Genomic DNA, 25,075 nt, shown 5'->3' with positions numbered 1-25,075 from the left:
GGCTCATGCTGCACACGCCTATTCGCCCCTTTCCCTAATGCGGTCGGGCTATTGCCATTACTTCGGTAATTTGGCGCTATCCCTCTTGCGGCCACAACAGTATTAATCCATATCAAAATTCTATATCCTATTTATTTTATACCTTAGTATTATTAAAAAAACTTTCTCTAAGTCATCAATTTTAGAGACAATCTATTTTAAACTGACGATAATACTAAAACAAATGTAAATGGCAACAGAAATTACAATAACAACCCCAGACAGCGAAATAGTCAGTTCCAGAATTGTAAACGCATCAAGAGAACTTGTCTATCGTGCCTGGACAGAACCTGAACATTTAAAAAAATGGTGGGGACCAGCAGGTTTCACAAATACTTTTAATGAATTTGATTTCCGGGTAGGCGGAAAATGGAGCTTTATTATGCACGGCCCAGACAAAGGAAATTATCCTAATGAATGTGAGTTTATCAAAATAGAAAAACCTTCATTAATAGCTTGGAAACGCCATTCTAAACCATTATTTCAAATACTGGCAACATTTGAAGAAGTGTCCGGCAAAAAAACAAAAATTGTTTTTAAAATGCTTTTTAATTCAGCCGAAGAATGCAATAAATTGAAGCCATTTGTAGTCGATAAAAATGAAGAAAACTTTGACAGGCTTGAAAATGAATTAAAAGTAATGGCTATGTAACATAGAATGAATAAGAACTTCTTTGTTTTAATACACTCCTATTGTAATTGAAAATCCTTATTTTACTAGGCTCCGTTCCTGTTATAGCAGTCTTTGAATTATTTATGGATGTTATTTCATCATCTTTTCTTAACAAAAAATTAACTCTAACATTTGTATATACAAATATAAAATGTGTTACATTTGTACCAACAAATAAAGATTGACTAGCTATGAAGATTGAAGATGAATTAAAAAGCAAGGTTGAATATAGCAAATCAAAACAAATTGTTTTGAATATAATGTACACTGTAAACGTAATTACAGAACGTTTTAATGACATCATAAAACCTTATGATATATCAGGAGAACAATTTAATGTATTACGAATATTAAGAGGCCAAAAAGGTTGTCCTGCTAATATGTGCATTATACAGGAAAGGATGTTGGCCAAAACGAGCAATACAACGCGATTAGTAGATAAATTATTATTGAAAGATTTAGTTACACGTAACGTTTGTCCGGATAACCGAAGAAAAATTGAAGTATTAATTACCCAAAAAGGTCTTGATTTATTAGCTGAACTAGATCCTAAAGTAAAAGAACACGAAGATTTTTTTGCCAAAAATTTAAATAACCAAGAATTAGAACAACTGAATACATTACTAGAAAAATACAGAACCAAATAAATTAAATAATCATGAGTAATTTTTTGAACAATCAAAATTGGAGATACGCAACAAAGAAATTTGATGCAACTAAAAAAGTCTCAGCAGAAGACTTAAATACCTTAAAAGAAGCTATTCGATTGAGTTCTTCTTCATACGGATTACAGCCTTACAAAGTAATCATCGTAGAAAATCCAGAATTAAGAGCACAGCTTCAGCCAGCTGCTTGGGGACAAACCCAAATAGTAGATGCATCACATTTATTCATTTTTGCAAATGATACAAATATTGGAGATGAAGCTATTGATGAATTTTTAAATGCCATTAGCGTTGAAAGAGAAACTCCTCTTGAAGCATTGGCTGGATACGGCGATTTTATGAAATCTAAAATATCAACTTTGGAACCTGCAATCAAAAATGTTTGGACATCAAAACAAACGTATTTAGCATTAGGAAACTTACTAAATGCCGCTGCCGAACTAAAAATTGACGTAACTCCAATGGAAGGTTTTGTCCCTGCTCAGGTAAATGAAATATTAGGTCTAGACAAACTAAATCTTAATGCTTCTCTTATTGCAACAATTGGATACCGTCATGAAGAAGACACTACCCAATTTTACAAAAAAGTCAGAAAATCACAAGAAGAACTATTTATCACTTTATAATCTTAATAATTACTAATTCATAATTAAATCATTTTAAACAAATTAAAACATGAAAAATTTAAAAACTATCGCCTTAGCATTCGTAGTAGCATTGTCCACATTAGCAGTAACTGCACAAACTAAAAAAATTGATGTAGCTAAAAGCAGCATTAACTGGGTTGGAAAAAAAGTAACAGGTCAGCACTCTGGAACTGTAGCTTTTAAAAGCGGCGCTCTAGTATTCAAAAAAAATGCACTAACAGGAGGGTCTTTTACTGTTGATATGACATCTTTGACAGCTACAGATCTTACAGGTGAATACTTAGGAAAATTAAACGGTCACTTGAAATCAGAAGATTTCTTTGGAACTGAAAAATTCCCAACTTCAACTTTAGTTTTCAAAACTATTGCTGTAAAAGCAAAAGACGTATACACTGTAACTGCTGATTTGACTATCAAAGGAATCACTAAACCTGTAACATTTGACATCACTGTAAAAGGAAAAACTGCTACTACAGCTTTTAATGTAGACCGTACTAAATACGATATTAAATACAATTCTAAATCATTCTTCGAAAGCATTGGTGACAAAGCTATCTATGATGAATTTGAATTAACCGTAAACTTGAACTTTTAATTTTAGAATTCAATAATGGAAAGTACCCTCAGCATTTTTTGCTGGGGGTATTTTTTTTACGCTAAAATCAGCTCAAAAAAATATTATGAACAGCCAGCTCCTTGCGAACATATACAGAAAAATATTAACTCAAAAATCATAAATCGATAACATTAAGAAAATACGTCTAAGACATTGTTCCGGTAATTTTGAAAACAAAACTAAAGGATTAAAAAAACAAAAAAACCACAACTATTAGCGTTATGAAAGCAAAACTACTGGCAGTCATTATCATTTTATTTTCTATTACCTTATTGAATGCCCAACAAATAAAAGGAATTACTGGCGACACCAACTGGATGAACAATTGGACAAATTTTAAACCAAGCACTACCATATATAATGAAGCCAACCAAATACTAACAGGTACCATAGACAAAGACCTAAAATTGACTAAAAACAATACGTACAAATTAATTGGAACTGTCTATGTAACTAATAAAGCTGTTTTAACAATAGAACCTGGAACAGTCATTAGAGGCGATAAAGAATCCTGTGGAACTCTTGTTATCACCAAAGGCTGTAAACTTATGGCCGAAGGCACCGTTGCCGAACCTATTGTTTTTACTTCAAACAATTCTAATTTAATGAGAAAACCAGGCGATTGGGGAGGCATTATTATATTAGGCGAAGCTCCTATCAATAAAATTGGAGGCGTTAGTTTTTTAGATTTCAATTTAGATCCAGCTGTCAGTTATTATGGAGGACAAGACCCAAACAGCAATTCGGGTATTTTAAAATATGTCCGTATCGAATATTCAGGCCACAAAATCAATGCTCTTAAAGAATTGAACGGATTATCATTGGGCGGCGTCGGAAGAGGCACTAAGTTTGAATTCATTCAAATTAGTTTTTCAAATGATGATTCATTCGAATCTTATGGAGGTGATGTTAATTTTAGCAATCTGATTTCGTTTAGAGCAACCGATGATGATTTTGATTTTACTCAAGGTGTTCAATGTACTATTTCCAATAGTATAGCTATTCGTAATCCATATTCTTCGGACATATCAGGTTCACGCTGTTTTGAAATTGATTCATACGATAAAATTGAAAATGCAGATATAACAAAAAAACTAACCAAAATTACAGCCAGCAACATGACATTGATAAATACCGAAGACAACAATCAGGGACTGGTTAGAGAAGCGGTTTATATCAAAGAAAAAAGCTATTTTAATATCATTAACAGTATTATAGATGGTTTTAGCAGCTGTGTTTTACTCGAAAACAAAATAGCCGCATTCCCTGCTAATTTAGCAAAAATCAACATCCAAGGAATACAGATTAACCGATGTGGCGGTGTGGTTTTAAGCGAAAGCCCCAACTATAATTCCGAATTAAGTAATTGGTACAACAGTGACACCTTCTCATTAGATATTACAAAATTCACCAATACTGAATTATTCATTCAATCGGATGTTAAAAACTTACCCGATTTTAGAACCAAAAACACAAATCCAATAGTGAGTAAATAATTGAATTCTTAACTTTAAAGCCCGATATTTTATCGGGCTTTTTTGTTACTTAACAATGTAAAATCATGATTTAAACAACACTTTAAATATTCTATTAACATTAAAAAACCACAGCAAAATAATAGATTGAAAGTAACTGAAATACAAAATTTTAAATTAACTTTATAAAAACATTTAGAATCAAACGCATACCGCAATCATAATTCAATCGATTTCGTTTTTTTTATCAAGATAAAATCAGCCTACAATTTATTTACTTTTTTATTAATTTAATTTATAAAATATGAGCAAATTAAAATCACTTAGCATTGTTTTACTGATTCTGTTTTCCTTTCACAAAGGAAATGCACAAACTTCTAAAATTGATGTAGCAAAGAGCAGCATTAATTGGGTAGGAAAAAAAATAACGGGTGAACATGAAGGAAGCGTCAAATTTAAGGACGGTTATCTTGTTTTTAAAGACAACAAATTAGCAGGAGGAAGTTTTACTGCAGATATGACTAGCTTATCGAATACTGATCAAACAGGCAGTTCTAAACAAAAACTGGAAGGTCATTTAAAATCGGAAGATTTTTTCAACACTGCAAATTACACCACTTCGATGTTAACCTTTAAAAGTATTGCCAGCAAGGGAAACAACACCTATCTCATTAATGCCGATTTAACCATAAAAGGGATTACAAACCCTATACAATTTGATTTGGCTATAGTTGGAAAAAACAAAGCCACAGCCTCATTAAATATTAATCGGACCAAATATGACATTAAATATGGCTCAGGCAGTTATTTTGACGACTTAGGGGATAAGACAATTTACGATGATTTTGAATTAAATGTAACTTTAGTGTTTTAACCATTGTAATTTAACAAAAATTCAAAAAAAATATCTTTTTTTTTATTTCATATTTTTTGTCAAAACAAATATCATTTATATATTTGCAAATAAGAAAACAAAACATGATAACAATAACAAACAATACTTGGTGGTGGAATAATTTACGTCAAACGTCGTGAACTAAGCTCCTATAGTATTATTTGAACTATAAATATAAAAAGGCTTGTCATCACGACAGGCCTTTTTTCATTTAGCAAAATGAGGAAAAATTTAAAAAATCCATTGAATCAAAAGCAACATAAAGCATGAAAACCTATAAACTGCAAACCAGCTACAAACAAATCCTTGCCGATACGATTACTCCGGTGAGTATCTATTTCAAAATAAGAGATAAATTTCCCAATAGTTTATTGCTGGAAAGCAGTGATTATCATGGAAATGACAATAGCTTTTCCTATATCTGCTGTAATCCAATCGCTTCGATAAAAATAGAAAACGAAATTATCTCCAAAAACTACCCTGACGGAACATCTGAAACTATTGCTATTGATGCAAAAACCGATATTCCTGAAATCATCCAAAACTTTTCGGGACAATTTCAATCTGATAAAACCGCTTTCAAATTTATAAACAATGGTTTATTTGGATACATCTCATATGATGCTGTTCGCTATTTCGAAAAAGTAACTATTGCAAAAAAAGAAAACAGCAATTCAATTCCCGATGTGTTTTATGCAGTTTACCAAAACATCATTGCCATTAACCATTTCAAAAACGAAGCGTATATTTTCTGCCATAACCTTGACGGAAAAAACAATATCTCCGAAATTGAGCAGTTAATGCAGTCCAGAAACATCGCTTCATATAAATTCTCCAAAGAAGGCGAAGGTTTTTCGAACCTAACCGATGAAGAATTTAAACAAAATGTGGCTTTGGCTAAAAAGCATTGTTTCCGTGGCGATGTGTTCCAATTGGTTTTATCCAGAAGATTTACCCAAGGATTCAAAGGCGACGAGTTTAATGTTTACAGAGCTTTAAGAAGCATCAACCCATCCCCGTACCTATTCTTTTTTGACTATGGCGATTTCAAAATTTTCGGTTCTTCACCCGAAGCACAAATCATCGTAAAAAACCGTAAGGCAGAAATCCATCCCATAGCAGGTACCTTCAAACGAACAGGTGATGATGAACAAGACGCTGTACTAGCCAAAAAATTATCGGAAGACAAAAAAGAAAACAGCGAACACGTAATGCTGGTTGATTTGGCTCGAAATGATTTAAGCCGAAACGGACATGCAGTGCAAGTAGAAAAATACAGGGAAATTCAGTTTTTCTCCCACGTAATCCATTTGGTTTCCAAAGTAACGGGCCATTTACACGAAAAAGCCACAACTATGCAAGTAGTAGCCGATACTTTTCCAGCAGGAACTTTGAGCGGAGCGCCAAAACACAGAGCGATGCAGTTGATAGAAGATTACGAAAAGACAAACCGTAATTTTTATGGAGGCGCCATCGGTTTTATGGATTTTGAAGGTAACTTTAACCATGCCATTATGATTCGAACTTTCTTGAGCAAAAACCATCAATTACACTCCCAAGCCGGTGCCGGAATCGTAGTCAGTTCAGACGAAGAAAGTGAAATGCAGGAAGTTTACAATAAATTACTAGCTTTGAATAAAGCATTGGATTTAGCAGAGACAATTTAAAAATTAAAAAATTGAATGATTGAAAAATTCCCAATCTTTAAATTTCTCAATCTTTAAATCATTAAATAAAATGAAAAAAATATTAGTTATAGACAATTACGATAGTTTCACTTATAATTTAGTGCATTATCTGGAAGATTTAAACTGCGAAGTTACCGTTTACAGAAACGATGAATTTGATATTGACGAAATTGCTGTTTTTGATAAAATTTTGCTTTCTCCGGGACCAGGAATCCCAGACGAAGCCGGATTATTGAAAGCCGTTATCCAAAAATATGCGCCGACCAAAAGTATTTTTGGAGTGTGTCTTGGTCAGCAAGCCATCGGAGAAGTTTTTGGAGGGACGCTTTCCAACTTAGACAAAGTGTATCACGGAGTTGCAACACCTGTAAAAACAGTTGTTGACGATGAGCTTTTATTTGAAGGTTTAGGTAAAGAGTTTGAAGTTGGCCGTTACCATTCTTGGGTAGTCGACAGCAATTTACCCGATGTATTGGAAGCCACTTCATTTGACGAAAACGGACAGGTAATGTCGCTGAGACACAAAACTTACGATGTGCGAGGCGTGCAATTTCATCCTGAAAGCGTACTGACTCCAAACGGAAAAAAGATTTTGGAAAACTGGGTAAAAAGTTAGTAATCAGCACAAACGTTTAAATAAAAAACAGTAAACTTTGTATCTTCAATGTGTTCTTAGTGGTTAAAAAAAAAATGAAAAAAGTCAAAATCCATCTTTTCCTTTCTTGCTTTTTTATTTTTAGCTTCCTTTCCTGTAATCAACAAAAGGAGCAAAAAATAGAATCGCAAGTTAATATCCAGTCCGAAATTGTTTTGGATTTGGTGGATTTGCAATCAAAAAACAAACTGGGAAAAGATACTGTTATCACTGTCATTAACGACCCCGTTTATCATAAAACAAAGAAGTATCAAGCCGTAAACGCATTAGAACTTTTAAAAAATGAAATTGATTTATCAAAAGTTGACATAAAGAATACGCTAATAGTTTTTGAATGCATCGATGGTTATAAACCCGAAATGCCTCTTGAATTGTTTTTGAAAACAAACGCTTTTCTGGCTTTCAAAGATGTTAACTCTCCTAAAGGTTCCAATTGGGAAAAAATTGTCAAAAACGGAAACGAGATGAATGCCGACCCTTTTTATTTAGTTTATACATCAGTTTCTGAAGATAATCAGGAATACAAATGGCCTTACAACGTTATCAAATTTCGCTTTGAATCGAAAAACAAAAACATTGAAGCCTTACAACCAAGAAATGATGAAACAGCAATGAAAGGATTCGCATTATTTCAAAAACAGTGTATCACTTGTCATGCCATAAACGGAATTGGAGGCGAAATGGGACCTGAATTAAATTATCCCAAAAACGTAACCGAGTATTGGAAAGAAACTGAATTGGTAGATTATATTGTAGATCCAGCTTCTTTCAGACACAAAGTCAAAATGCCAGCACTCGGAATCACAAAACAACAATCTCAGGAGATTGTCGATTATTTAAAATATATGTCTAAAAACAAAAAGAAAATATAAATCGAAATGAGCATACAAATTTCCGACACAAGAGACATACCTATTGAAGAAATATTAACTCTTTATCTTGCAAATAATTGGAGTTCGGCTAATAAACCAACGCAATTATACAATGGGCTGATGAATTCCGAAACTTTAATTACGGCTTGGGAAGACAACAAATTAGTCGGGCTTGGAAATGCTATTTCTGACGGACATTTAACTGTGTATTATCCTCATTTATTAGTCCTTCCTGAATATCAGGGAAAAGGAATTGGAAAAATGATTGTTGACAAAATGCAGGAGAAATATCAATATTTTCATATGCAAATGCTCACTGCCGATGGAAAAGCTGTGGATTTTTATAAAAAAAATGGTTTTGAACGTGCCGGAAACACAGAACCAATGTGGATTTATCAAGGAAATGAACACTGATAAGAGGAGTAAACAGTTTTCAGTATTTAGTCGGCAGTATCTGTCTATAAATATAAAACTTAGAATCTTAGTCACTTAGAAACTTAGCATCTTTAAAAAAAATGAAAAACATATTAAACAGATTAATCAACCACGAAATTCTCTCCAAAGAGGAAGCCAAAAACGTATTGGTAAATATCTCCAGCGGGAGTTACAATCCAAGTCAGATTTCGGCCTTTTTGACCGTATATATGATGCGAAGCATCAGCATCGAAGAATTGGCGGGATTCAGGGAAGCGCTTTTGGAATTGTGCATTCGGATTGATTTATCCGATTACAACACCATCGATTTGTGCGGTACGGGAGGTGACGGAAAAGACACTTTCAACATTTCGACTTTAGCCTCTTTTGTGTCCGCAGGAGCAGGTATAAAAGTCGCCAAACATGGAAATTACGGAGTCTCCTCTATTTCGGGTTCCAGTAACGTGATGGAGAAATTGGGAGTAAAATTCAGCAACGATGGTGAATTTATTAAAAAATGCATTGACAAAGCCGGAATTGCCATTCTGCATGCACCGTTATTCCACCCAGCGATGAAAAATGTGGGTCCTATCCGAAAAGAACTGGGAGTTAAAACCTTTTTCAATATGCTCGGCCCAATGGTAAATCCATCGTTTCCGCAAAACCAATTGGTAGGTGTATTCAACCTCGAATTGGCCAGAATGTACAGTTATTTATACCAAAATACTAATGTGAATTTTACGATTTTACATTCGCTAGACGGTTATGACGAAGTATCTTTGACGGGACCAACAAAAATCATTACCAGCACTCAAGAAAGAATGCTGAATCCTGCTGATTTTGGTGTCCGCCTTTTGGAACAAAGCGAAATTGAAGGAGGAAAAACCATCGATGAATCAGCTGAAATGTTTATGAATATCATTTCTGGAAAAGGAAACGAAGCCCAAAACAATGTCGTTTGTGCCAATGCCGGAATAGCAATTGCAACGGTTACCAAATGCTCGCCTCTAGAAGGTTTTGAATTAGCCAAAGAAAGCTTACTTTCCGGAAAAGGATTGACAGCGTTAAAAACTGTACAAGATTTAAGCAAAAATTAAAATCATGGCTTTTGAATTAAAAAATGCAGTTCCATGGGGGCGAAGTTTAGAAGAATACACTAAAATTTTCAAACTGACGGATTCTGATTTGAACAGCAAAATCATCAGTTTGGGAGACGGTCCCGCAAGTTTCAATTCGGAAATGAAACAGCTTGGTAAAAAAGTGATCTCCTTGGATTTAATTTATCAATTCACAAAAGCAGAATTAAAACAGCGAATTGACGAAACCAAAGAAACTGTCATGGAACAAATGAGAACGAATCAGGAAAAATTCGTTTGGAAAAATATAAAAAGCATTGATGAATTGGAACGGATTCGTATGGGGGCGATGTCTAAATTTGTTGATGATTTTGAATTAGGAAAAGAACAGCAAAGATATGTGTACCACGAGTTACCAAATTCAACAAAATATGATACTGCAGCATTTGATTTGGGGTTAAGTTCCCACTTTTTGATACTGTATTCACAATTAGGATTAGACTTTCACATTCAATCCATTACCGAAATGCTCCGGATAAGCAAAGAAATAAGAATATTTCCGATATTGAATTTAAATGCAGAAAGATCGGAGGTTTTAGAAGGCGTCATCAGTCATTTTGAATCCGATTTCGATGTAAAAATTGAATCTTCTGACTACGAATTTCAGAAAAACGGAAACCAAATGTTAGTTATTAAAAGAAAATAAATAAAATGAATATTTTAGATAAAATTATAATCGACAAAAAAAGAGAAGTGGTTCTCAAGAAATCCATCATTCCGGTTTCGCAGTTGGAGGCTTCGGTTTTCTTTGGCAAACAAACCATTTCTTTAAGCCAAAATTTAAAAAACAGCAACTCCGGAATCATTGCGGAACACAAGCGCCGCTCACCTTCAAAAGTAATTATCAACCAGAATTTCACTGTTGAAGAAGTAGTAAAAGGATATGAAAGTGCTGGTGCCTGCGGGATTTCGGTTTTGACGGATGGAAAATATTTTGGCGGTTCTTTGGACGATTTGCTTTTGGCTAGAGCCTCGGTAAACATTCCGCTTTTGCGAAAAGAATTTATTATAGATGAATACCAAATCCTGGAAGCCAAAGCCCATGGAGCCGATTTGATTTTATTAATTGCCGCCGTTTTGACTAGAGAAGAAATCAAATCATTATCTGAATTTGCAAAAGGTTTAGGATTGGAAGTACTATTGGAAGTGCACAATCTCGAAGAACTGGAAAAATCGATTATGCCGACACTGGATATGATTGGCGTAAACAATAGAAACCTGAAAACTTTTGAAGTAAGTTTAGATTTCAGCAAAGAACTGGCTTCAAAAATTCCAGATGAATTCGTCAAAGTTTCCGAAAGCGGTATTTCGTCAATCGATGCTATTAACGAACTGAAACCATACGGCTACAAAGGATTCTTGATTGGAGAAAATTTTATGAAAACCGATGATGCTGGTAAAGCTGCCAAAGAATTTATTCAACAGTTAAAATAAAAATAAAACACAGATTTCTCAACCGAGCAATAGCGAACGGACGAAGTAAATTTTCACAAATTGAATTCGTGCTAATTTGTGAAATTTGTATCAAAAACTTAAAAAAAATGAAACTCAAAATCTGCGGCATGAAATATCCCGACAATATACTCGAAGTAGGTTCGCTCCTGCCCGATTATATGGGATTTATATTTTGGCCTAAATCGGCTCGCTATTTTGACGGAGATATGCCGGAATTGCCAAAATCAATTAAAAAAACAGGAGTTTTTGTCAACGAAAGCATTCCGGTAATTGAAGAGAAAATAACAAAATACAATTTACAGGCCATTCAGCTGCACGGTCAGGAATCGGCCGCATTTTGTAAGGAAATAAAAACTAAATTAGCTACTTCTATTGAAATTATCAAAGTGTTTTCGGCTGACGAAAATTTTGATTTTAGCATTTTGGAACCTTATGAAACCGTTTCTGATTATTTCCTTTTTGACACCAAAGGAAAATTACCCGGCGGTAACGGAACCACTTTTGACTGGAAAATATTAAGCAGCTATCCTTCCACAAAACCATTCTTCCTTAGCGGCGGAATTGGAATCGAAGAATTTGATGCCGTAAACGAAATTTTGAAAACCAATTTACCTATTTATGCAATTGATATAAACAGTAAATTTGAAATTGAACCAGGATTAAAAAATATAAATCTTGTAAAGACAATTCGCGAATTGTCCCAACAATAAAAAAATAAAATAAAATGTCATATAACGTCAACGAAAAAGGATATTACGGAGAATTTGGAGGAGCTTACATTCCCGAAATGTTATATCCAAACGTAGAAGAATTACGCCAAAAATATTTAGAAATCACAGCCGAACCAGACTTTAAAGCTGAGTTTAACCAATTGTTAAAAGATTATGTAGGGCGTCCTAGCCCATTGTATTTTGCCAAAAGGCTTTCTGAAAAATACAATACCAAAATCTATCTCAAAAGAGAAGATTTAAACCATACAGGCGCACATAAAGTAAACAACACCATTGGACAGATATTAGTTGCAAAACGTTTGGGCAAAAAACGAATCATTGCCGAAACTGGTGCAGGTCAGCATGGAGTAGCAACAGCAACAGTTTGTGCCTTAATGGGCATGGAATGTATCGTATACATGGGCGAAATCGACATTGCCCGCCAAGCACCAAATGTTGCCCGCATGAAAATGCTGGGTGCGGAAGTTCGTCCAGCACTTTCGGGTTCCAGAACTTTAAAAGACGCCACCAACGAAGCCATCCGAGATTGGATCAACAATCCTGTCGATACCCATTATATCATTGGATCGGCCATTGGACCACATCCTTATCCCGATATGGTAACCCGTTTTCAAAGCATCATTTCCGAAGAAATCAAATGGCAGCTAAAAGAAAAAGAAGGTCGCGAAAACCCCGATTATGTTGTTGCTTGCATTGGTGGCGGTAGTAATGCCGCAGGAACCTATTATCACTTTTTGCACGAACCGGAAGTTGGAATTATTGCTGCCGAAGCTGCTGGAAAAGGCGTTAACAGCGGACATAGCGCAGCGACTAGTAAACTGGGGAAAGTAGGTATTATTCACGGTTGCAAAACCCTGCTTATGCAAACACCCGACGGCCAGATTACCGAACCGTATTCGATTTCGGCAGGGCTTGATTACCCTGGAGTTGGTCCTATGCACGCCCATTTGGCACAGACTGGCCGTGGCGAATTCTTTTCGGTAACCGATGATGAAGCCATGAACGCAGGTTTACAGCTTACCAAATTAGAAGGAATTATTCCAGCCATAGAAAGCGCACATGCTTTTGCAGTTTTAGATCAGAAAAAATTCAAACCAACAGATATTGTCGTGATTAGTCTTTCAGGTCGTGGCGACAAAGATTTAGACAACTATATTGATTATTTCAAATTATGATAAAATAATTTGGGCGTTCCCCAAGGGTCGGGCTGTACGTTCCCGCTTTTTTTGAGGCGAAAAAAATCGCCTCAAAAAAGAGCTTCACTGCCATCCCTAACGCGCATTCGAGATAAGCATCAAATTTAAGTTTATTAACATTTTCAAAATAGATTCTATGCAAAAATTATTCGCTTACGGTACCTTACAGCATGAGGATGTACAACAAGACCTTTTTGGACGTATTCTTGAGGGAACACCAGAAATATTAGTAGGTTATGAACTAAATGAAATACAAATTGAAGAAGAATTTGGAATCGTGCACTACCCTATTATTAAAGAAACCGAAAACCCAAATGACACCATCAGTGGTACCTTATACGAAGTAACACAAAGTGAACTCCGTCAGACAGATTTGTATGAAGGACTGCATTACAAACGCGTAGAAGTGCATTTGCAGTCCAATCAAAATGCATGGGCTTATAGTGCTGCCATTTAGAAACGAATAAAGAGATTATAAAGAAATAAGAAAAATGAACAGAATAAGCCAAAAACTACAAGAAGACAAAAAGATACTTTCCATCTATTTTTCAGCAGGATATCCAAACTTAAATGATACTGTACAAATCATTCAGGATTTAGAAAAAAATGGTATTGATATGATCGAAATAGGATTACCATTTAGTGACCCATTGGCCGATGGGCCAACCATTCAAGCCAGTTCGACAACCGCTTTGCACAACGGAATGACCACTCAAATTTTATTTGACCAGCTAAAGGACATTCGCAAAAGCGTAAATATTCCGCTGGTGATAATGGGTTATTTTAACCCGATGCTGCAATACGGTGTAGAAAATTTCTGCAGGAAATGTGCTGAAATTGGCATTGATGGTTTAATCATTCCTGACCTTCCGGTAGATGTATATGCTGAACAATACAAAGCCACTTTCGATAAATACGGATTAATCAATGTGTTCTTGATTACGCCACAAACTTCGGATGAGCGCATTCGTTTTATTGACAGCGTTTCCAGCGGATTTATTTATATGGTGAGCTCGGCGAGTGTTACAGGTTCCCAATCTGGTTTTGGAAGCACTCAGGAAAATTACTTTGAGCGCATTRCAAACATGAATCTAAAAAACCCTCAAGTAATTGGCTTCGGAATCAACAATACCGAAACTTTCAATCAAGCCACACAATATGCCAAAGGAGCAATTATTGGCAGTGCCTTTATCAAACATCTATCTCAAGAGGGAACAAACAAAATAGGAGAATTTGTTAAAACAATTCGATAAATCATATTATACTATAAAAAAAGCGGCGTTTAAAGTTAATTTAAACGCCGCTTTTTTTGTTTCAAAATGATAAACATTTTGTGATGAAAATTAATTACATCCTTTTATTTACATCTTTTACTGACGAAAGCCTCCCCTACCGTACGAATCTTTTCGTGTGTAAATCGTCAATGCTAATTTCATACAGAAATAATTGGATAAATCCCAATATTTTGCTCGGCATGAATAAATTCTAAAATTGAGCATTTTTATCTAAACTGCAAGATTTAAAAAAAACACTACTTCTGTACTCATAACCCTATTTCCCCTCTTTATGACTTAATACTAAGGGTTAATGCTATTTTTTTTTAAATCAACAAATCAATTTATCAACTTTGAATAGTTAAGTAATATTAAATAAATTCATACAAGAACACTGATTTCTTAGTTTCTAAAAAAAGGATTCGAAACCTAATCAAATGTAAAATACGATTCAATATTTTATTACGAGCAGAAAATTCTACAGCCAAAAGGGAACTGCTCCCAATAAATAAAGTAGAGTCACTTTAATAATCCTGGCATTAAAGATTTATTTAAAAATAAATTAACTGATAACCATGTTTTTGATAAACTCATAAAAAGCAGAAATAACCAAAACCTCAAGTACTAACTATGAAAAATTCAGTAAATTTCTTTCTAAATGGCAAACCCGTTACAATAGAAAATCCTTCACCAGATTTACTTTTAATTGATTATTTACGATCTCCCGAAGTGAGTCTTTCCGGACCAAAAAAACCATGCGGTCAGGGAGGTTGCGGTGGTTGTACTGTAATAGTATCTGAATGGAATGATAAGGAAAAAACACCCAAACATTTGGCTATAAACTCGTGCCTTAGACCTGTATGTGCCATAGGCGGACTTTCTGTTACTACAATTGAAGGAACTGGTGCCGCTCGTAAACCTGATCCCAAATTTCTATTACAAAAATCCAGTTCAACACGTGCTAATGTTCCTATTGACGAAGACAACTCTCCAATATTAGATGCCGCAATGAAGGAAGCGGGAGAAAAACTTATTGCTGTTCAGGAAAAAATCTCTGAAAGTCTTCAAAATGGAATTAGTTCAGCGGAGATAAAAATTATAGACGAAATTTCGGAATATCCTTCGGAACAGTCACATTTAGGTATGAATCCGGTCGCATACCAATTGGCTTTAAACAATGGTAGCCAATGCGGGTATTGCAGTGTAGGATTTGTAATGAATATGTCCGAATTTATAGTGAATAAGCCCGAAGCAACCAAAAAAGAAATCGAAGAAGCATTCGATGGAAACTTATGCCGTTGTACTGGTTATCGCTCCATCCTTACCGGGATGAAAACCTTTGCTTCGGATTGGAGTGCTGCTGACGAAAAAAACAGAATGCCTTGTAAACTGGATCCTGTTACTAAAGCCCAGCTTCCTGCTAATGTTGAGATTCCTTTTCCTCATGCTGCACAACAGCCTGCTTCGGGGGTTTCGACAAATCGCTGGCTGACTCCAAAATCACTATCAGAACTTGCCGATATCTTCAAAAACAAGAAAAATGTCCGACTCGTACATGCTAACACCTCTTATGGAATTTATAAAAATGAGTATTTAGACACTACATTATATGCTGATATCCGATTTATTCCAGAACTTAATACTGACTATGAATTAACAGATAACTATCTCAAAATAGCCGCCAGCACTACTTACAGCGAACTAATAGAAATTCTGTCTAAGGGCATTGATAAGCTAAAACAGATTAATAGAAAAACATCCATATCTGATATTTCTATTTTAGAAGCATTGGACTATATGGCTCGTCGTACAGCAGGACGTATTGTTCGTAATGCTGCAACAATTGGCGGTAACACAATGTTAGTGCTTAAACATATTCCAATTCATACTGGAGAACCATTCCCTTCAGATCTCTTTACTGCGTTATTTGCCGTAGAAACAAAGATTAGCTATTTATTATTAGATAAAAATGGCAGTTTTAAAGAGCATACAAAAACAGCCGAAGCTCTTGTTGAAGCCGTCATAAAAGATCCAAAATTAGCTGACGAAATTGTGCTTAATTCCTATACAATTCCTTTGAAAGACACAAATGACGTTGTGCTTGCCCAAAAAGTAGCTCTTCGTGAAGTGAACGCTCATAGTATAGTGAATTCAACTATCAATTTTAGTATTAATGACGAGTGCATCGTAAAATCAGCGATTTTAGTATTTGGAGGTATTGCGCCTTATCCTTGGAGAGCAACAGAAACCGAGAAGGCAATTAAGGATAAAAAACTAACCTTAGCGGATGCTGAAAAACTTTCAAAAATACTGGCAAAAGAAGTTTCCGAAGAACTTGATGCACAGAAAGAAAGAATGGAAGAAGTTCCAAACGAAGACTTTACTTTGGAATACCGTACACAACTAACTGTTTCTTTTTTCTACAAAGCCATTGTAAACGCTTTAGTTGTTAAAGGGGCTTCTGTACCTGAAAACCTGATTTCAGCAGCTGAAACCAAATGGGGCAACTGGGCTGTAAGTGAGGGAATACAAACTTACAAAACACAGAATTATAAAGCTCCGGTGGCTCAGCCTTATATTAAAGTCACAGCAATGTACCAGACTTCAGGGCAAACCAATTACACCCATGAACTTGCTGTGCCGCCGCTTACTTTAAATGGTGCGTTCGTACAAAGCCAAAGTGCTCTGATGAATTACTCTTTTGTAATTCCAAATACTAAAAACACAGCTACAATAGCGGAACTACGAGTATTTCTAAAAAGTATTTTTCCAGCTTTTACCGATATTATTACTGCTGATAATATTAAAAATGGAGGTCGTAATTATCAGGGAATGGGAAGTGACCAACCACTATTTGCTGAACAATTAGTTAGTTATGTGGGTCAGTCTATTGCTATGATACTTGCTCCAACAGAGCAGGAAGCCATTAAGATTGCTGCTTTCGTATCTACAGAATGTATTCAGTATTCGAAACCTGGGGCTCCTTGGACAGAGCAATGGAGTGAGCCGATTATAGATTTACTTGACGCTATTAAAAAAGGAAGTATTTTTCCTGATGCTCCCGTATCTGCTTCTTTTGCTTCTCATATTTGGAAAATAACCCGTCCCGGAAGTCAATTTGACTGGGCAACAAATGATGATTCCATTGCTCCTAAAGTTCTTTTACGAGATCAAAAAATAAATACTCAGGAAGTTACAGTAGACAGTGTTCCTTGCACCGTTGTCAGTTCCTCACAGCTTTGTGGCGGACAAGCCCATTTTTATATGGAACCTCAGGCTTGTATTGTAACTCCTATGGATGAACACCGTATGAAAGTACAGCCATCTGTTCAGAGTCCGGGAGGAATGCACGATACGGTAGCTTCAGCACTGGGAATGTACCATCATCAAATTGAAGTTGAGGTGCCACCTGTTGGAGGAGGATTTGGAGGTAAAACGGAACAAACCCGTTTTATTGCCGGACCAACAGCTGTTGCCGCAAAAGCAACCAAAAGACCTGTCCGCCTTGCGGTTCCTCGTGATGAGGATACTGCAATGATTGGAAAACGTCATGCCTATTATGGTGAATACCAAATTGCAGTTGATGCTGGTTTACATAACGAAAAAAACAAAGGAATTATTCAAGGATTCCAATTAAAAATGTGGGGAGATGGCGGTGCTTTCTATGACTGCTCATTTATCGTATCCAACTGTATTCAGCTGCGAACAGATAATGCTTATAAAATCAAAAATTTTGAAAGCCAAATCGATGTCTGCCGAACCAATACGGCCCCAAGTACAGCAATGCGTGCCTTTGGAGATGTTCAAGGCAAAAACATTGTTGAAAATGCCATCGACGATGCTGCCATCTCATTAAATATGAGACCAGAAGACTTACGTGAAAAAAATCTTTACGATCGAGGTGATGTTACTCCATTCGGGCAAGCACTTACTTATTGTTATATGAAACAAGTATGGGCATACGCTAAGAAAGTTTCTAATTTTGAAGATAAGTATCAGGAGGTTCAAAAATTCAACAAAGAAAATAAATGGCACAAAAGAGGAATCTCTATGATTCCTGTAAAATATGGTTCAGGATACAATTTGCTTGCGCTGGAACAATCAGCCGCTATTGTGGTCATAAATCCAAATGACGGAACTGTTGTCATACATCAGGGTGGTGTTGAAATAGGACAAGGCTTAGTGACTCAGGCGCAGCAAGTCGCAGCCTATGTTTTGGGAATACCAATGGAAATGATATTCATTGACAATGTGAATACAAGTGTTACTCCAAATCCAACAAGTACAGGTGGCTCTACAGGAACTCCTTATTCCTGTGAAGCCGTAAAACAAACCTGCGAAGAGATGCGGGCTCGACTTATGGAATTTGGCTACCAAATGCTAAAAGAAAACGGTGAAGACTGGTGCAAAAGCAAGAACATCGACTTTTGGAACTATGGAGCTGGAGAAAATAAAGGCTGGGCTAAAAAAATCAAAATTAGTGAAGGAAATGAATTAATGATTTGGCAGCATCTCATCAATTTAGCAGCTTCACAAAGGGTAAATCTTATTGCTTCTTTTAATACTAAAATAAAAGGCGGTGAAGTCCAAATACCAGCCATGACATTCAAAACTGAAGCAGATCAGCCTAATATCCCAGGTATAGAGCGTGTTAAAGATGCTAAGCTTGGAGGTGGTGTTGATTCTTTTGTAGGCTTCACTTATTCGGTAGCATGCTCGGTTACCGAAGTTGATATTCTTACTGGAGAAGTTAAGATTATTAGTTCAGACATCATTTATGATATGGGATGGAGTTTGAATCCTGCCATCGATATAGGACAAGTAGAAGGAGCTTTTGTTCAGGGTATTGGATACCTATTGACTGAAAAATTAGTATCAGAAACGGAAGGTGTTAATAAAGGGCGATTAAATTCAACCAACACTTGGCGTTACAAGATTCCTGCTGTTACAACGATTCCATTAGAAATGAATACTTTCCTCTTCCCTAGAGACGAAGAATCGGTAAAAAGCATTCCAGAAGATACAAACCAAATATTCTCGGCAAAAGAAGTTGGAGAACCTCCCCTAGTATTAGCCAACAGCGTTTTCTTCGCCATAAAAGATGCCATACGTGCTTCAAGAACAGAGCGCAAGCTATCCCCTCTTTTTCGACTAGATGCCCCTGCAACCGTTCAGGAAGTACGCAGAGCCTGTGAAGTAATTGAAAAAAATCTCGGAGAATAACAAAGCATTATACAAAGACAATAAAAAATAAATACTAACCAAATTATCTACCAATGAAACAGCTAAAACCGCTTATTATTGCAACCTCTATCTTTTTCGCTTCCTGCGACAAAAAACATGAAAATCCAGTTGCTGAAAAAAGCACAAATGCCCTGACTGCATTAGAGAAACAAAACTATGAAGAAAATGGATTCCCTGATTTCGGTTATATGGTAAGCCCTCAGGAATATAGAGAAAAATATGCTGACCAGCCTATATTTCGCCTAAAAACAGATTTCCCAACAGAAATGCCTGAAGAAATGCCTAAATTTCTTGACATCGATTTCAAAAAAGAACCTTTAAAATATATTGAAGCCGTTCGCGATTATGGATTTGAAGGAAATACAGAAGACTGGAATCCTTATGAAAATAAAGTTCGTGATTGGTATCATATTCCGTGGCTGCATCCAAGTGTTGAAGGACCAAATGCTTATCCGCCAAACGGAGGTACAGAGGGTTTCCATGGTCTGATTAAAGAAGCCCCGCTGGGACCTTACCAATTAGGGCCAGGACTTAAAGGAGTTGAAGGTGATTATTCTGTATATGCCATTACTTTAATCAATGATAAAGCAGGTTACGCTATGGGTCAAATGTGGAAAGATCCTCAACACCCTAATCTTAAAGTATTGGATAAACGTTATAATAATGGAGGATTCCCAACAGGAACCGTTTTTGTAAAATTATTATTTACTGATGCTCCAAAAGGAACAGATTTCGTAGATTATCTTGTAAACCCATTGACATGGAAAGCTTACATCACTGAAAATTTCTGGAAATCAAGTAAAAGAGTCGTTTMTGATGTGCACCTTTTGCAAATGGATATTTCTGTTCGTGATCCAAGAGCTGACAGAAGTCCAAGCAATCCTGATGGAACTGGCTGGGTATTTGGAACTTTTTGCTACAACGGAAAGCTGAATAAGAAAAACAAATTGATGAACCTCGTACCTGTTGGTCTTACATGGGGGAATGATCCTAAAAACAGAATCAACAAAACATCTCCATATCCGCCAATTAAAACTGAGGTTAACAAAGATCTGGAAGAAACAGTGATTTTCGAAAGCCCAAATCTTCCGCCTCAGCATCTTGGATGGAATGGCAGATTAGATGGTCCTGCCGATTTAAATACCGTTTCTTGTATGTCATGTCATAATGCAGCGCAATATCCTGCAGTTACTTCACTCGTTCCTCCTAATGCAGCACCAGATGGCGGACAAGCTCCTCCAGTAGGCGGCGGCGGTCATGAATGGATGAAATGGTTCCAAAATATAGACTGTGGCACCTCTATGGATCAGACAGTATATTCAACAGATTTCTCTTTTCAGGTAGCCATTGCTTTGGAAAACTTTTTCACCGCTAAAGAAGCTGCAGAAAAAGGAAGTTTTGCTTCCCAATACAAAGCTGTCCAGGTACCTATCAGACGTGGAGATATAGCTCCTAATAAATAATTTACAGCAGACATTATTAATTCATAATTAAAATACCGATTCAAATCCTCAAAAATTTGAATCGGTATAACTATACTTAATGCTATACGAAAACTTTAAAAATATAAAAATGGCTAATACAATTTCTGCATTGGATGAAAGCGGTCAACCAGTTGATTGGTGGTTTGCTTATAAAGTTCCAAAATTGGGTAAAACCGCAGACGAACCTACTGCTACCGGCTATGAATACGTTTATTATGACCCTAATATAAAAAAAGTTGTTCAGTCTCCTAATTTGCTCACAGACGGAAAAGGAGCACTTGACCTAACATTGAAAGCAGTCTTCGATAACCCATCACCCACTACCGGATGGATTCTTTATAATGACGAAATGCCTGCCGATGCCAATAGAACGGACAGCAGCACATTTGGTCATACAAAAGGTATACTTGCTTTTGATACCGATACAAAAACAGCTTTATGGCTGCTTCATTCGTGGCCAAAATATGCAGATGCCGCAGCAACTTCAATGCCGACACCAGAATATGGACAGACTTTTCTCTGCATTTCCGTCGATATGGAAACAGCTGGTATGATTGCAGCTCAAATGGCAAACCATCAGGTGCCGCAGGTATACTCACCACATATACCTGACTCGTTAGATAAAAATGATCCTCTGTATATTCTCAGTCAAACACTGAACCCTAATCCTGCAGGAGATTCAGATGTATTGGCTTATAAATCCCGAGGAGGATTTGATTTTAAAGTCATTGCAAAGAACGAAAAATGGAACAAAGATTTCTGGAATGATTTAGTTGGTCCTGCACTTGGAACAGACATTGATGTCGAAACCTGGATTAGAGGTAAAATTCCGCCAACATTAGACAGTGACGGTATTCACAAAACTTTTGATGTTAAATATATTGACCTAAGTCCGCTTGGAGTGCCATGGAACTGGCCGGAAACCCACGACCATGCCAAATGGGCTGTTAGTGTAGACTCCGACTGGGTTTGTGTTGGTGATATCAACCGTATGGTTTCTCAGGAAAAACGCGGAGGCGGTACAATTGCATTTCAGGACAATACTCTATGGACTGCTTTATCCAAAACAGATCTTATAGTAGCGCCTCCAGGCCATTCAAGAGTTGATGCTCAGAACTTAATCAAAGAAACACACTAAACCAAATCCTGATTTTCTACCAAAACTAAATTCAGTAAGATGAACCAATACCTAACACCGAATAAGGACAAGTTACAGAAAACCATTAAGCATATCGTAGTGCTCATGCTGGAAAACCGGTCTTTCGACAATTTATTAGGCTGGTTGTATAGTGACGAAAAACCACCTCATAACCAACAATTTGAAGGACTGACAAAAGAACTTTGGAATCCGCTGGATAATATAGATTCTGATGGTATTCCTTTCATTGAAAAAGTAATGATTGAGAAAAACGGTCAGCCCAAAAAACGCAGAGGGGAACTTATTCCAAATCCTGTAGATTTTACCCTTCCAAACCCGGATCCGGGCGAAGGTTTTAAAGATACCAATCATCAATTGTATTTAAAATATGATGTAGCGCAGCAATATGCACCGCCGGCTATTAATATGGGCTTTGTTCAGAACTATCAAAATGCCATGTTATATGGAGCTTTTAGCTTTGGTGATGATCCTGCAAATCCTCGTAGCATTATGAAGTGCTATACTCCAGAACAAACTCCTGTACTAAGTGAGTTGGCGAAAAGTTTTGCTGTTTGTGATCATTATCATTGTTCAGTACCAAGCCAGACTATCCCTAACCGTGATTTTGTACATTCCGCCACTTCGACAGGACATGTCAATAACAATCCCGTTGCACAATGTGATGCAAAAACTATTTTTAACCAGATACAAGATGCCATTGATGGAGGAAGGCAAGATCTTAGCTGGGGAATTTTTGGCAACAATGATTTCGCCAGTGCTAAAGATGAGGATGGTAAATTCGGGGACAATCATTTTTCGCTCACCCGACTTATCATGACACAATTGCATGATTCTAAATACAATAATAATTTTGGAACGCTAACAGATTTTGAAGCAAAATGTAAAAATGGAAAACTTCCTAGTTATTCATTTTTAGAACCAAACTATGGCGGAGAAGGGCAAAACGACCAGCATCCTCCTACCGACATTAGAGCCGGTGAAAAGCTTATTGCCGATATCTACAATATGATAAAATCGTCCCCTGTTTTTGATAACACGATGTTTATTATTACCTATGATGAACATGGCGGAACCTATGATCACGTCCCGCCTCCAAGCGGTGCCAAAAATCCTTATGAAGACGAACGGGCGGGTCAGGATGGATTCCTTTTCAACCGTTTTGGTGTACGTGTTCCTTGCGTGGTGATTAATCCATACATCAGGAAAGGGCTTATCGCAAGACCAGATGGTTATACGCCATTTGACCATTCATCCATTATTAAAACTGTTCAAAATTGTTTCAACCTTGAAGGTTACCTCACAGAAAGGGATAAAGCGGCACCCGATTTTTCGTGCTTGCTGGGACTGAAAAATGCGCGTAAGGATGATATTCCGGCAGTAAAACCGTTAAAATGGGATTTGAAAACAGGTGAAACTCATATAAACGATCTGCATCACCTGATAGCTGATGTTCTCGAAGACATGACTGGTAATCCAAAACCTTCATCGAGTGAAATTTTGGAATATATTCAATTAAACTATAAAAATCTTTTCGGGAATAATTAATATTTCCGAAAAGCTTAAATCATAGCATAAATGACCCACGAATTTTTAAAAATAATAGAGTCATACAAAAAGGCAAGTAAAAAGAGTGTACGAACCGTTCTTGCAACAATTGTCCATGTTGAAGGTTCTTCTTATCGAAAGGAAGGGACTCAAATGCTGATTGATGAATATGAAAATATAACGGGAGCATTAAGCGGTGGCTGTGTAGAACAAGAAGTTATCCGACAATCCATTAGTGTTTTTTCATCTAATTGTCCGAAGGTATTTAAATATGACGGTCGTTTTCGATTGGGCTGTGAAGGTAGTATTTATATTTTACTGGAATTGTTTCATCCGAATAATGAGTTAATAGATTTAATAGAAAATGCTATTCAGCAAAGACAGCCTTTTTCGCTGTCGTGTTCATTCCTGACTGATGAAATAAGTAAACCAAGTTTTGGTACTTCTTTTGAGTTTAAAGACATTACCATTTATAATTCCAATTATGAAAAAGAGTCAAATAATTTAATTTTTGCACAAAAAATACAGCCTCTAAACAGATTGTGCATATTTGGAATCGAACATGATGCGGAGAAATTAAGCCAAATGGCGTCGTTCTTAGGCTGGGAAGTCATTGTTATAGGTTCTGAATACAGCACTGTAGATGGTAATGATTTTCCATTTGCAAAATCAGTCTTAACCATGAAACCAGAAGATTTAGACCAAAGTTTATTTTGCAAAAATACAGCCGTTGTAGTCATGAGTCATAATTACTCTAAAGATTTACGCTTTTTGCTTAACATAATTTATTCAAAGGTTAAGTATATTGGTCTTCTTGGCCCTGTGCACCGCAGAGAAAAATTACTGAACGCCATCCTTGATACGGATCTATTTATTGATGATGCCACTTTTGATAAAATTCATGGTCCGGCAGGCTTGGCTATTGGCAGTAAAACTCCGGAAGAAATAGCATTATCTATAATGGCAGAAATTACCAGCACCTGGCGCACCAGTCAAAAACAGGTAGAATTTGCTTGTTTTTCTGGTATAAAAGGCACGGGAGATTTGTAATCAAAATTGTATATATTTGAATTAAAATAATGTGTAATAAAACTACACTTCCCGATTCCACTTAGGGTTGCTTTCTGTGGTTTTCTCACACATATAAACGAGTTAGATGATAGCGTTTTTGAGCACCAGAGAATTCAAAAATTATAACTTTAAATTTTTAAA

General features: G+C 36.3%; 22 protein-coding genes. All 22 read left to right on the top strand.

Features of this window, described 5'->3' with window-relative positions:
* Positions 1-229 precede the first annotated feature (229 nt).
* The 22 genes from AC1DVP_RS06455 to AC1DVP_RS06350 all read left to right on the top strand — a co-directional run bounded on the left by AC1DVP_RS06455 (position 230) and on the right by AC1DVP_RS06350 (position 24,913).
* Positions 230-691 carry an SRPBCC family protein gene (locus AC1DVP_RS06455; RefSeq protein WP_477182680.1) on the top strand — a complete coding sequence of 154 codons (462 nt, stop codon included), beginning with the start codon at positions 230-232 and terminating at the stop codon, positions 689-691.
* A 212-nt stretch (positions 692-903) separates the two neighbouring features.
* Entirely contained in the window at positions 904-1,359 is a 456-nt protein-coding gene (locus tag AC1DVP_RS06450; RefSeq protein WP_477182679.1) for a MarR family winged helix-turn-helix transcriptional regulator, read from the top strand.
* An 11-nt stretch (positions 1,360-1,370) separates the two neighbouring features.
* Positions 1,371-2,003: an NAD(P)H-dependent oxidoreductase gene (locus tag AC1DVP_RS06445; RefSeq protein ID WP_477182678.1), complete on the top strand. Its 633-nt coding sequence runs from the start codon at positions 1,371-1,373 to the stop codon at positions 2,001-2,003.
* Between the two features lie 49 nt (positions 2,004-2,052).
* Entirely contained in the window at positions 2,053-2,619 is a 567-nt protein-coding gene (locus AC1DVP_RS06440; protein WP_477182677.1) for a YceI family protein, read from the top strand.
* A gap of 242 nt (positions 2,620-2,861) precedes the next feature.
* Positions 2,862-4,136: a hypothetical protein gene (locus AC1DVP_RS06435; RefSeq protein ID WP_477182676.1), complete on the top strand. Its 1,275-nt coding sequence runs from the start codon at positions 2,862-2,864 to the stop codon at positions 4,134-4,136.
* Between the two features lie 283 nt (positions 4,137-4,419).
* Positions 4,420-4,989 (top strand): YceI family protein, encoded by a 570-nt coding sequence (locus AC1DVP_RS06430; RefSeq protein WP_477182675.1) that lies wholly within the window; start codon positions 4,420-4,422, stop codon positions 4,987-4,989.
* Between the two features lie 287 nt (positions 4,990-5,276).
* Positions 5,277-6,677 (top strand): anthranilate synthase component I family protein, encoded by a 1,401-nt coding sequence (locus tag AC1DVP_RS06425; RefSeq protein WP_477182674.1) that lies wholly within the window; start codon positions 5,277-5,279, stop codon positions 6,675-6,677.
* A gap of 70 nt (positions 6,678-6,747) precedes the next feature.
* Positions 6,748-7,314 carry an anthranilate synthase component II gene (locus AC1DVP_RS06420; protein ID WP_477182673.1) on the top strand — a complete coding sequence of 189 codons (567 nt, stop codon included), beginning with the start codon at positions 6,748-6,750 and terminating at the stop codon, positions 7,312-7,314.
* 74 nt (positions 7,315-7,388) lie between these two features.
* Positions 7,389-8,225, top strand: a complete 837-nt coding sequence (locus AC1DVP_RS06415) for a c-type cytochrome (protein ID WP_477182672.1) — start codon at positions 7,389-7,391, stop codon at positions 8,223-8,225.
* A gap of 6 nt (positions 8,226-8,231) precedes the next feature.
* Positions 8,232-8,639 carry a GNAT family N-acetyltransferase gene (locus AC1DVP_RS06410; RefSeq protein ID WP_477182671.1) on the top strand — a complete coding sequence of 136 codons (408 nt, stop codon included), beginning with the start codon at positions 8,232-8,234 and terminating at the stop codon, positions 8,637-8,639.
* 101 nt (positions 8,640-8,740) lie between these two features.
* Positions 8,741-9,736, top strand: coding sequence for an anthranilate phosphoribosyltransferase (gene trpD / locus AC1DVP_RS06405; protein ID WP_477182670.1), 996 nt, complete (start codon positions 8,741-8,743; stop codon positions 9,734-9,736).
* A 4-nt stretch (positions 9,737-9,740) separates the two neighbouring features.
* The gene (locus AC1DVP_RS06400) at positions 9,741-10,421 is read left to right on the top strand and encodes a hypothetical protein (RefSeq protein WP_477182669.1); all 681 of its coding nucleotides are present in this window, start codon (positions 9,741-9,743) and stop codon (positions 10,419-10,421) included.
* Positions 10,422-10,426: 5 nt separating this feature from the next.
* Positions 10,427-11,209: an indole-3-glycerol phosphate synthase TrpC gene (gene trpC, locus AC1DVP_RS06395; RefSeq protein ID WP_477182668.1), complete on the top strand. Its 783-nt coding sequence runs from the start codon at positions 10,427-10,429 to the stop codon at positions 11,207-11,209.
* Between the two features lie 107 nt (positions 11,210-11,316).
* Positions 11,317-11,940 carry a phosphoribosylanthranilate isomerase gene (locus tag AC1DVP_RS06390; RefSeq protein ID WP_477182667.1) on the top strand — a complete coding sequence of 208 codons (624 nt, stop codon included), beginning with the start codon at positions 11,317-11,319 and terminating at the stop codon, positions 11,938-11,940.
* Positions 11,941-11,954: 14 nt separating this feature from the next.
* Positions 11,955-13,136 (top strand): tryptophan synthase subunit beta, encoded by a 1,182-nt coding sequence (trpB, locus tag AC1DVP_RS06385; protein ID WP_477182666.1) that lies wholly within the window; start codon positions 11,955-11,957, stop codon positions 13,134-13,136.
* A gap of 157 nt (positions 13,137-13,293) precedes the next feature.
* Positions 13,294-13,614 (top strand): gamma-glutamylcyclotransferase family protein, encoded by a 321-nt coding sequence (locus AC1DVP_RS06380; protein ID WP_477182665.1) that lies wholly within the window; start codon positions 13,294-13,296, stop codon positions 13,612-13,614.
* A gap of 34 nt (positions 13,615-13,648) precedes the next feature.
* Positions 13,649-14,410: a tryptophan synthase subunit alpha gene (gene trpA / locus AC1DVP_RS06375; RefSeq protein ID WP_477182664.1), complete on the top strand. Its 762-nt coding sequence runs from the start codon at positions 13,649-13,651 to the stop codon at positions 14,408-14,410.
* A gap of 651 nt (positions 14,411-15,061) precedes the next feature.
* On the top strand, positions 15,062-19,654 hold the full coding sequence (locus tag AC1DVP_RS06370) for a molybdopterin cofactor-binding domain-containing protein (RefSeq protein ID WP_477182663.1): 4,593 nt from the start codon (positions 15,062-15,064) through the stop codon (positions 19,652-19,654).
* Positions 19,655-19,707: 53 nt separating this feature from the next.
* Complete coding sequence (locus AC1DVP_RS06365; RefSeq protein ID WP_477182662.1) at positions 19,708-21,138, top strand: hypothetical protein; 1,431 nt, start codon at positions 19,708-19,710, stop codon at positions 21,136-21,138.
* A gap of 109 nt (positions 21,139-21,247) precedes the next feature.
* Positions 21,248-22,297: a deoxyribonuclease II family protein gene (locus AC1DVP_RS06360; protein WP_477182661.1), complete on the top strand. Its 1,050-nt coding sequence runs from the start codon at positions 21,248-21,250 to the stop codon at positions 22,295-22,297.
* Positions 22,298-22,336: 39 nt separating this feature from the next.
* Positions 22,337-23,863: an alkaline phosphatase family protein gene (locus AC1DVP_RS06355; RefSeq protein WP_477182660.1), complete on the top strand. Its 1,527-nt coding sequence runs from the start codon at positions 22,337-22,339 to the stop codon at positions 23,861-23,863.
* A 30-nt stretch (positions 23,864-23,893) separates the two neighbouring features.
* Positions 23,894-24,913, top strand: a complete 1,020-nt coding sequence (locus AC1DVP_RS06350; RefSeq protein WP_477182659.1) for an XdhC family protein — start codon at positions 23,894-23,896, stop codon at positions 24,911-24,913.
* Positions 24,914-25,075: the final 162 nt, after the last annotated feature.

This window comes from Flavobacterium sp. P3_A6 (genome assembly GCF_056403035.1).
The sequence above is the reverse complement of the archived record's forward strand: the minus strand, read 5'-3'. Positions and strand labels throughout refer to the sequence as shown.

What these genes read in the sequence shown, in the direction of transcription:
- AC1DVP_RS06455 (WP_477182680.1), top strand. Translation starts at nt 230, where the DNA reads ATGGCAACAGAAATTACAATAACAACCCCAGACAGCGAAATAGTCAGT.
- AC1DVP_RS06450 (WP_477182679.1), top strand. Translation starts at nt 904, where the DNA reads ATGAAGATTGAAGATGAATTAAAAAGCAAGGTTGAATATAGCAAATCA.
- AC1DVP_RS06445 (WP_477182678.1), top strand. Translation starts at nt 1,371, where the DNA reads ATGAGTAATTTTTTGAACAATCAAAATTGGAGATACGCAACAAAGAAA.
- AC1DVP_RS06440 (WP_477182677.1), top strand. Translation starts at nt 2,053, where the DNA reads ATGAAAAATTTAAAAACTATCGCCTTAGCATTCGTAGTAGCATTGTCC.
- AC1DVP_RS06435 (WP_477182676.1), top strand. Translation starts at nt 2,862, where the DNA reads ATGAAAGCAAAACTACTGGCAGTCATTATCATTTTATTTTCTATTACC.
- AC1DVP_RS06430 (WP_477182675.1), top strand. Translation starts at nt 4,420, where the DNA reads ATGAGCAAATTAAAATCACTTAGCATTGTTTTACTGATTCTGTTTTCC.
- AC1DVP_RS06425 (WP_477182674.1), top strand. Translation starts at nt 5,277, where the DNA reads ATGAAAACCTATAAACTGCAAACCAGCTACAAACAAATCCTTGCCGAT.
- AC1DVP_RS06420 (WP_477182673.1), top strand. Translation starts at nt 6,748, where the DNA reads ATGAAAAAAATATTAGTTATAGACAATTACGATAGTTTCACTTATAAT.
- AC1DVP_RS06415 (WP_477182672.1), top strand. Translation starts at nt 7,389, where the DNA reads ATGAAAAAAGTCAAAATCCATCTTTTCCTTTCTTGCTTTTTTATTTTT.
- AC1DVP_RS06410 (WP_477182671.1), top strand. Translation starts at nt 8,232, where the DNA reads ATGAGCATACAAATTTCCGACACAAGAGACATACCTATTGAAGAAATA.
- trpD (WP_477182670.1), top strand. Translation starts at nt 8,741, where the DNA reads ATGAAAAACATATTAAACAGATTAATCAACCACGAAATTCTCTCCAAA.
- AC1DVP_RS06400 (WP_477182669.1), top strand. Translation starts at nt 9,741, where the DNA reads ATGGCTTTTGAATTAAAAAATGCAGTTCCATGGGGGCGAAGTTTAGAA.
- trpC (WP_477182668.1), top strand. Translation starts at nt 10,427, where the DNA reads ATGAATATTTTAGATAAAATTATAATCGACAAAAAAAGAGAAGTGGTT.
- AC1DVP_RS06390 (WP_477182667.1), top strand. Translation starts at nt 11,317, where the DNA reads ATGAAACTCAAAATCTGCGGCATGAAATATCCCGACAATATACTCGAA.
- trpB (WP_477182666.1), top strand. Translation starts at nt 11,955, where the DNA reads ATGTCATATAACGTCAACGAAAAAGGATATTACGGAGAATTTGGAGGA.
- AC1DVP_RS06380 (WP_477182665.1), top strand. Translation starts at nt 13,294, where the DNA reads ATGCAAAAATTATTCGCTTACGGTACCTTACAGCATGAGGATGTACAA.
- AC1DVP_RS06370 (WP_477182663.1), top strand. Translation starts at nt 15,062, where the DNA reads ATGAAAAATTCAGTAAATTTCTTTCTAAATGGCAAACCCGTTACAATA.
- AC1DVP_RS06360 (WP_477182661.1), top strand. Translation starts at nt 21,248, where the DNA reads ATGGCTAATACAATTTCTGCATTGGATGAAAGCGGTCAACCAGTTGAT.
- AC1DVP_RS06355 (WP_477182660.1), top strand. Translation starts at nt 22,337, where the DNA reads ATGAACCAATACCTAACACCGAATAAGGACAAGTTACAGAAAACCATT.
- AC1DVP_RS06350 (WP_477182659.1), top strand. Translation starts at nt 23,894, where the DNA reads ATGACCCACGAATTTTTAAAAATAATAGAGTCATACAAAAAGGCAAGT.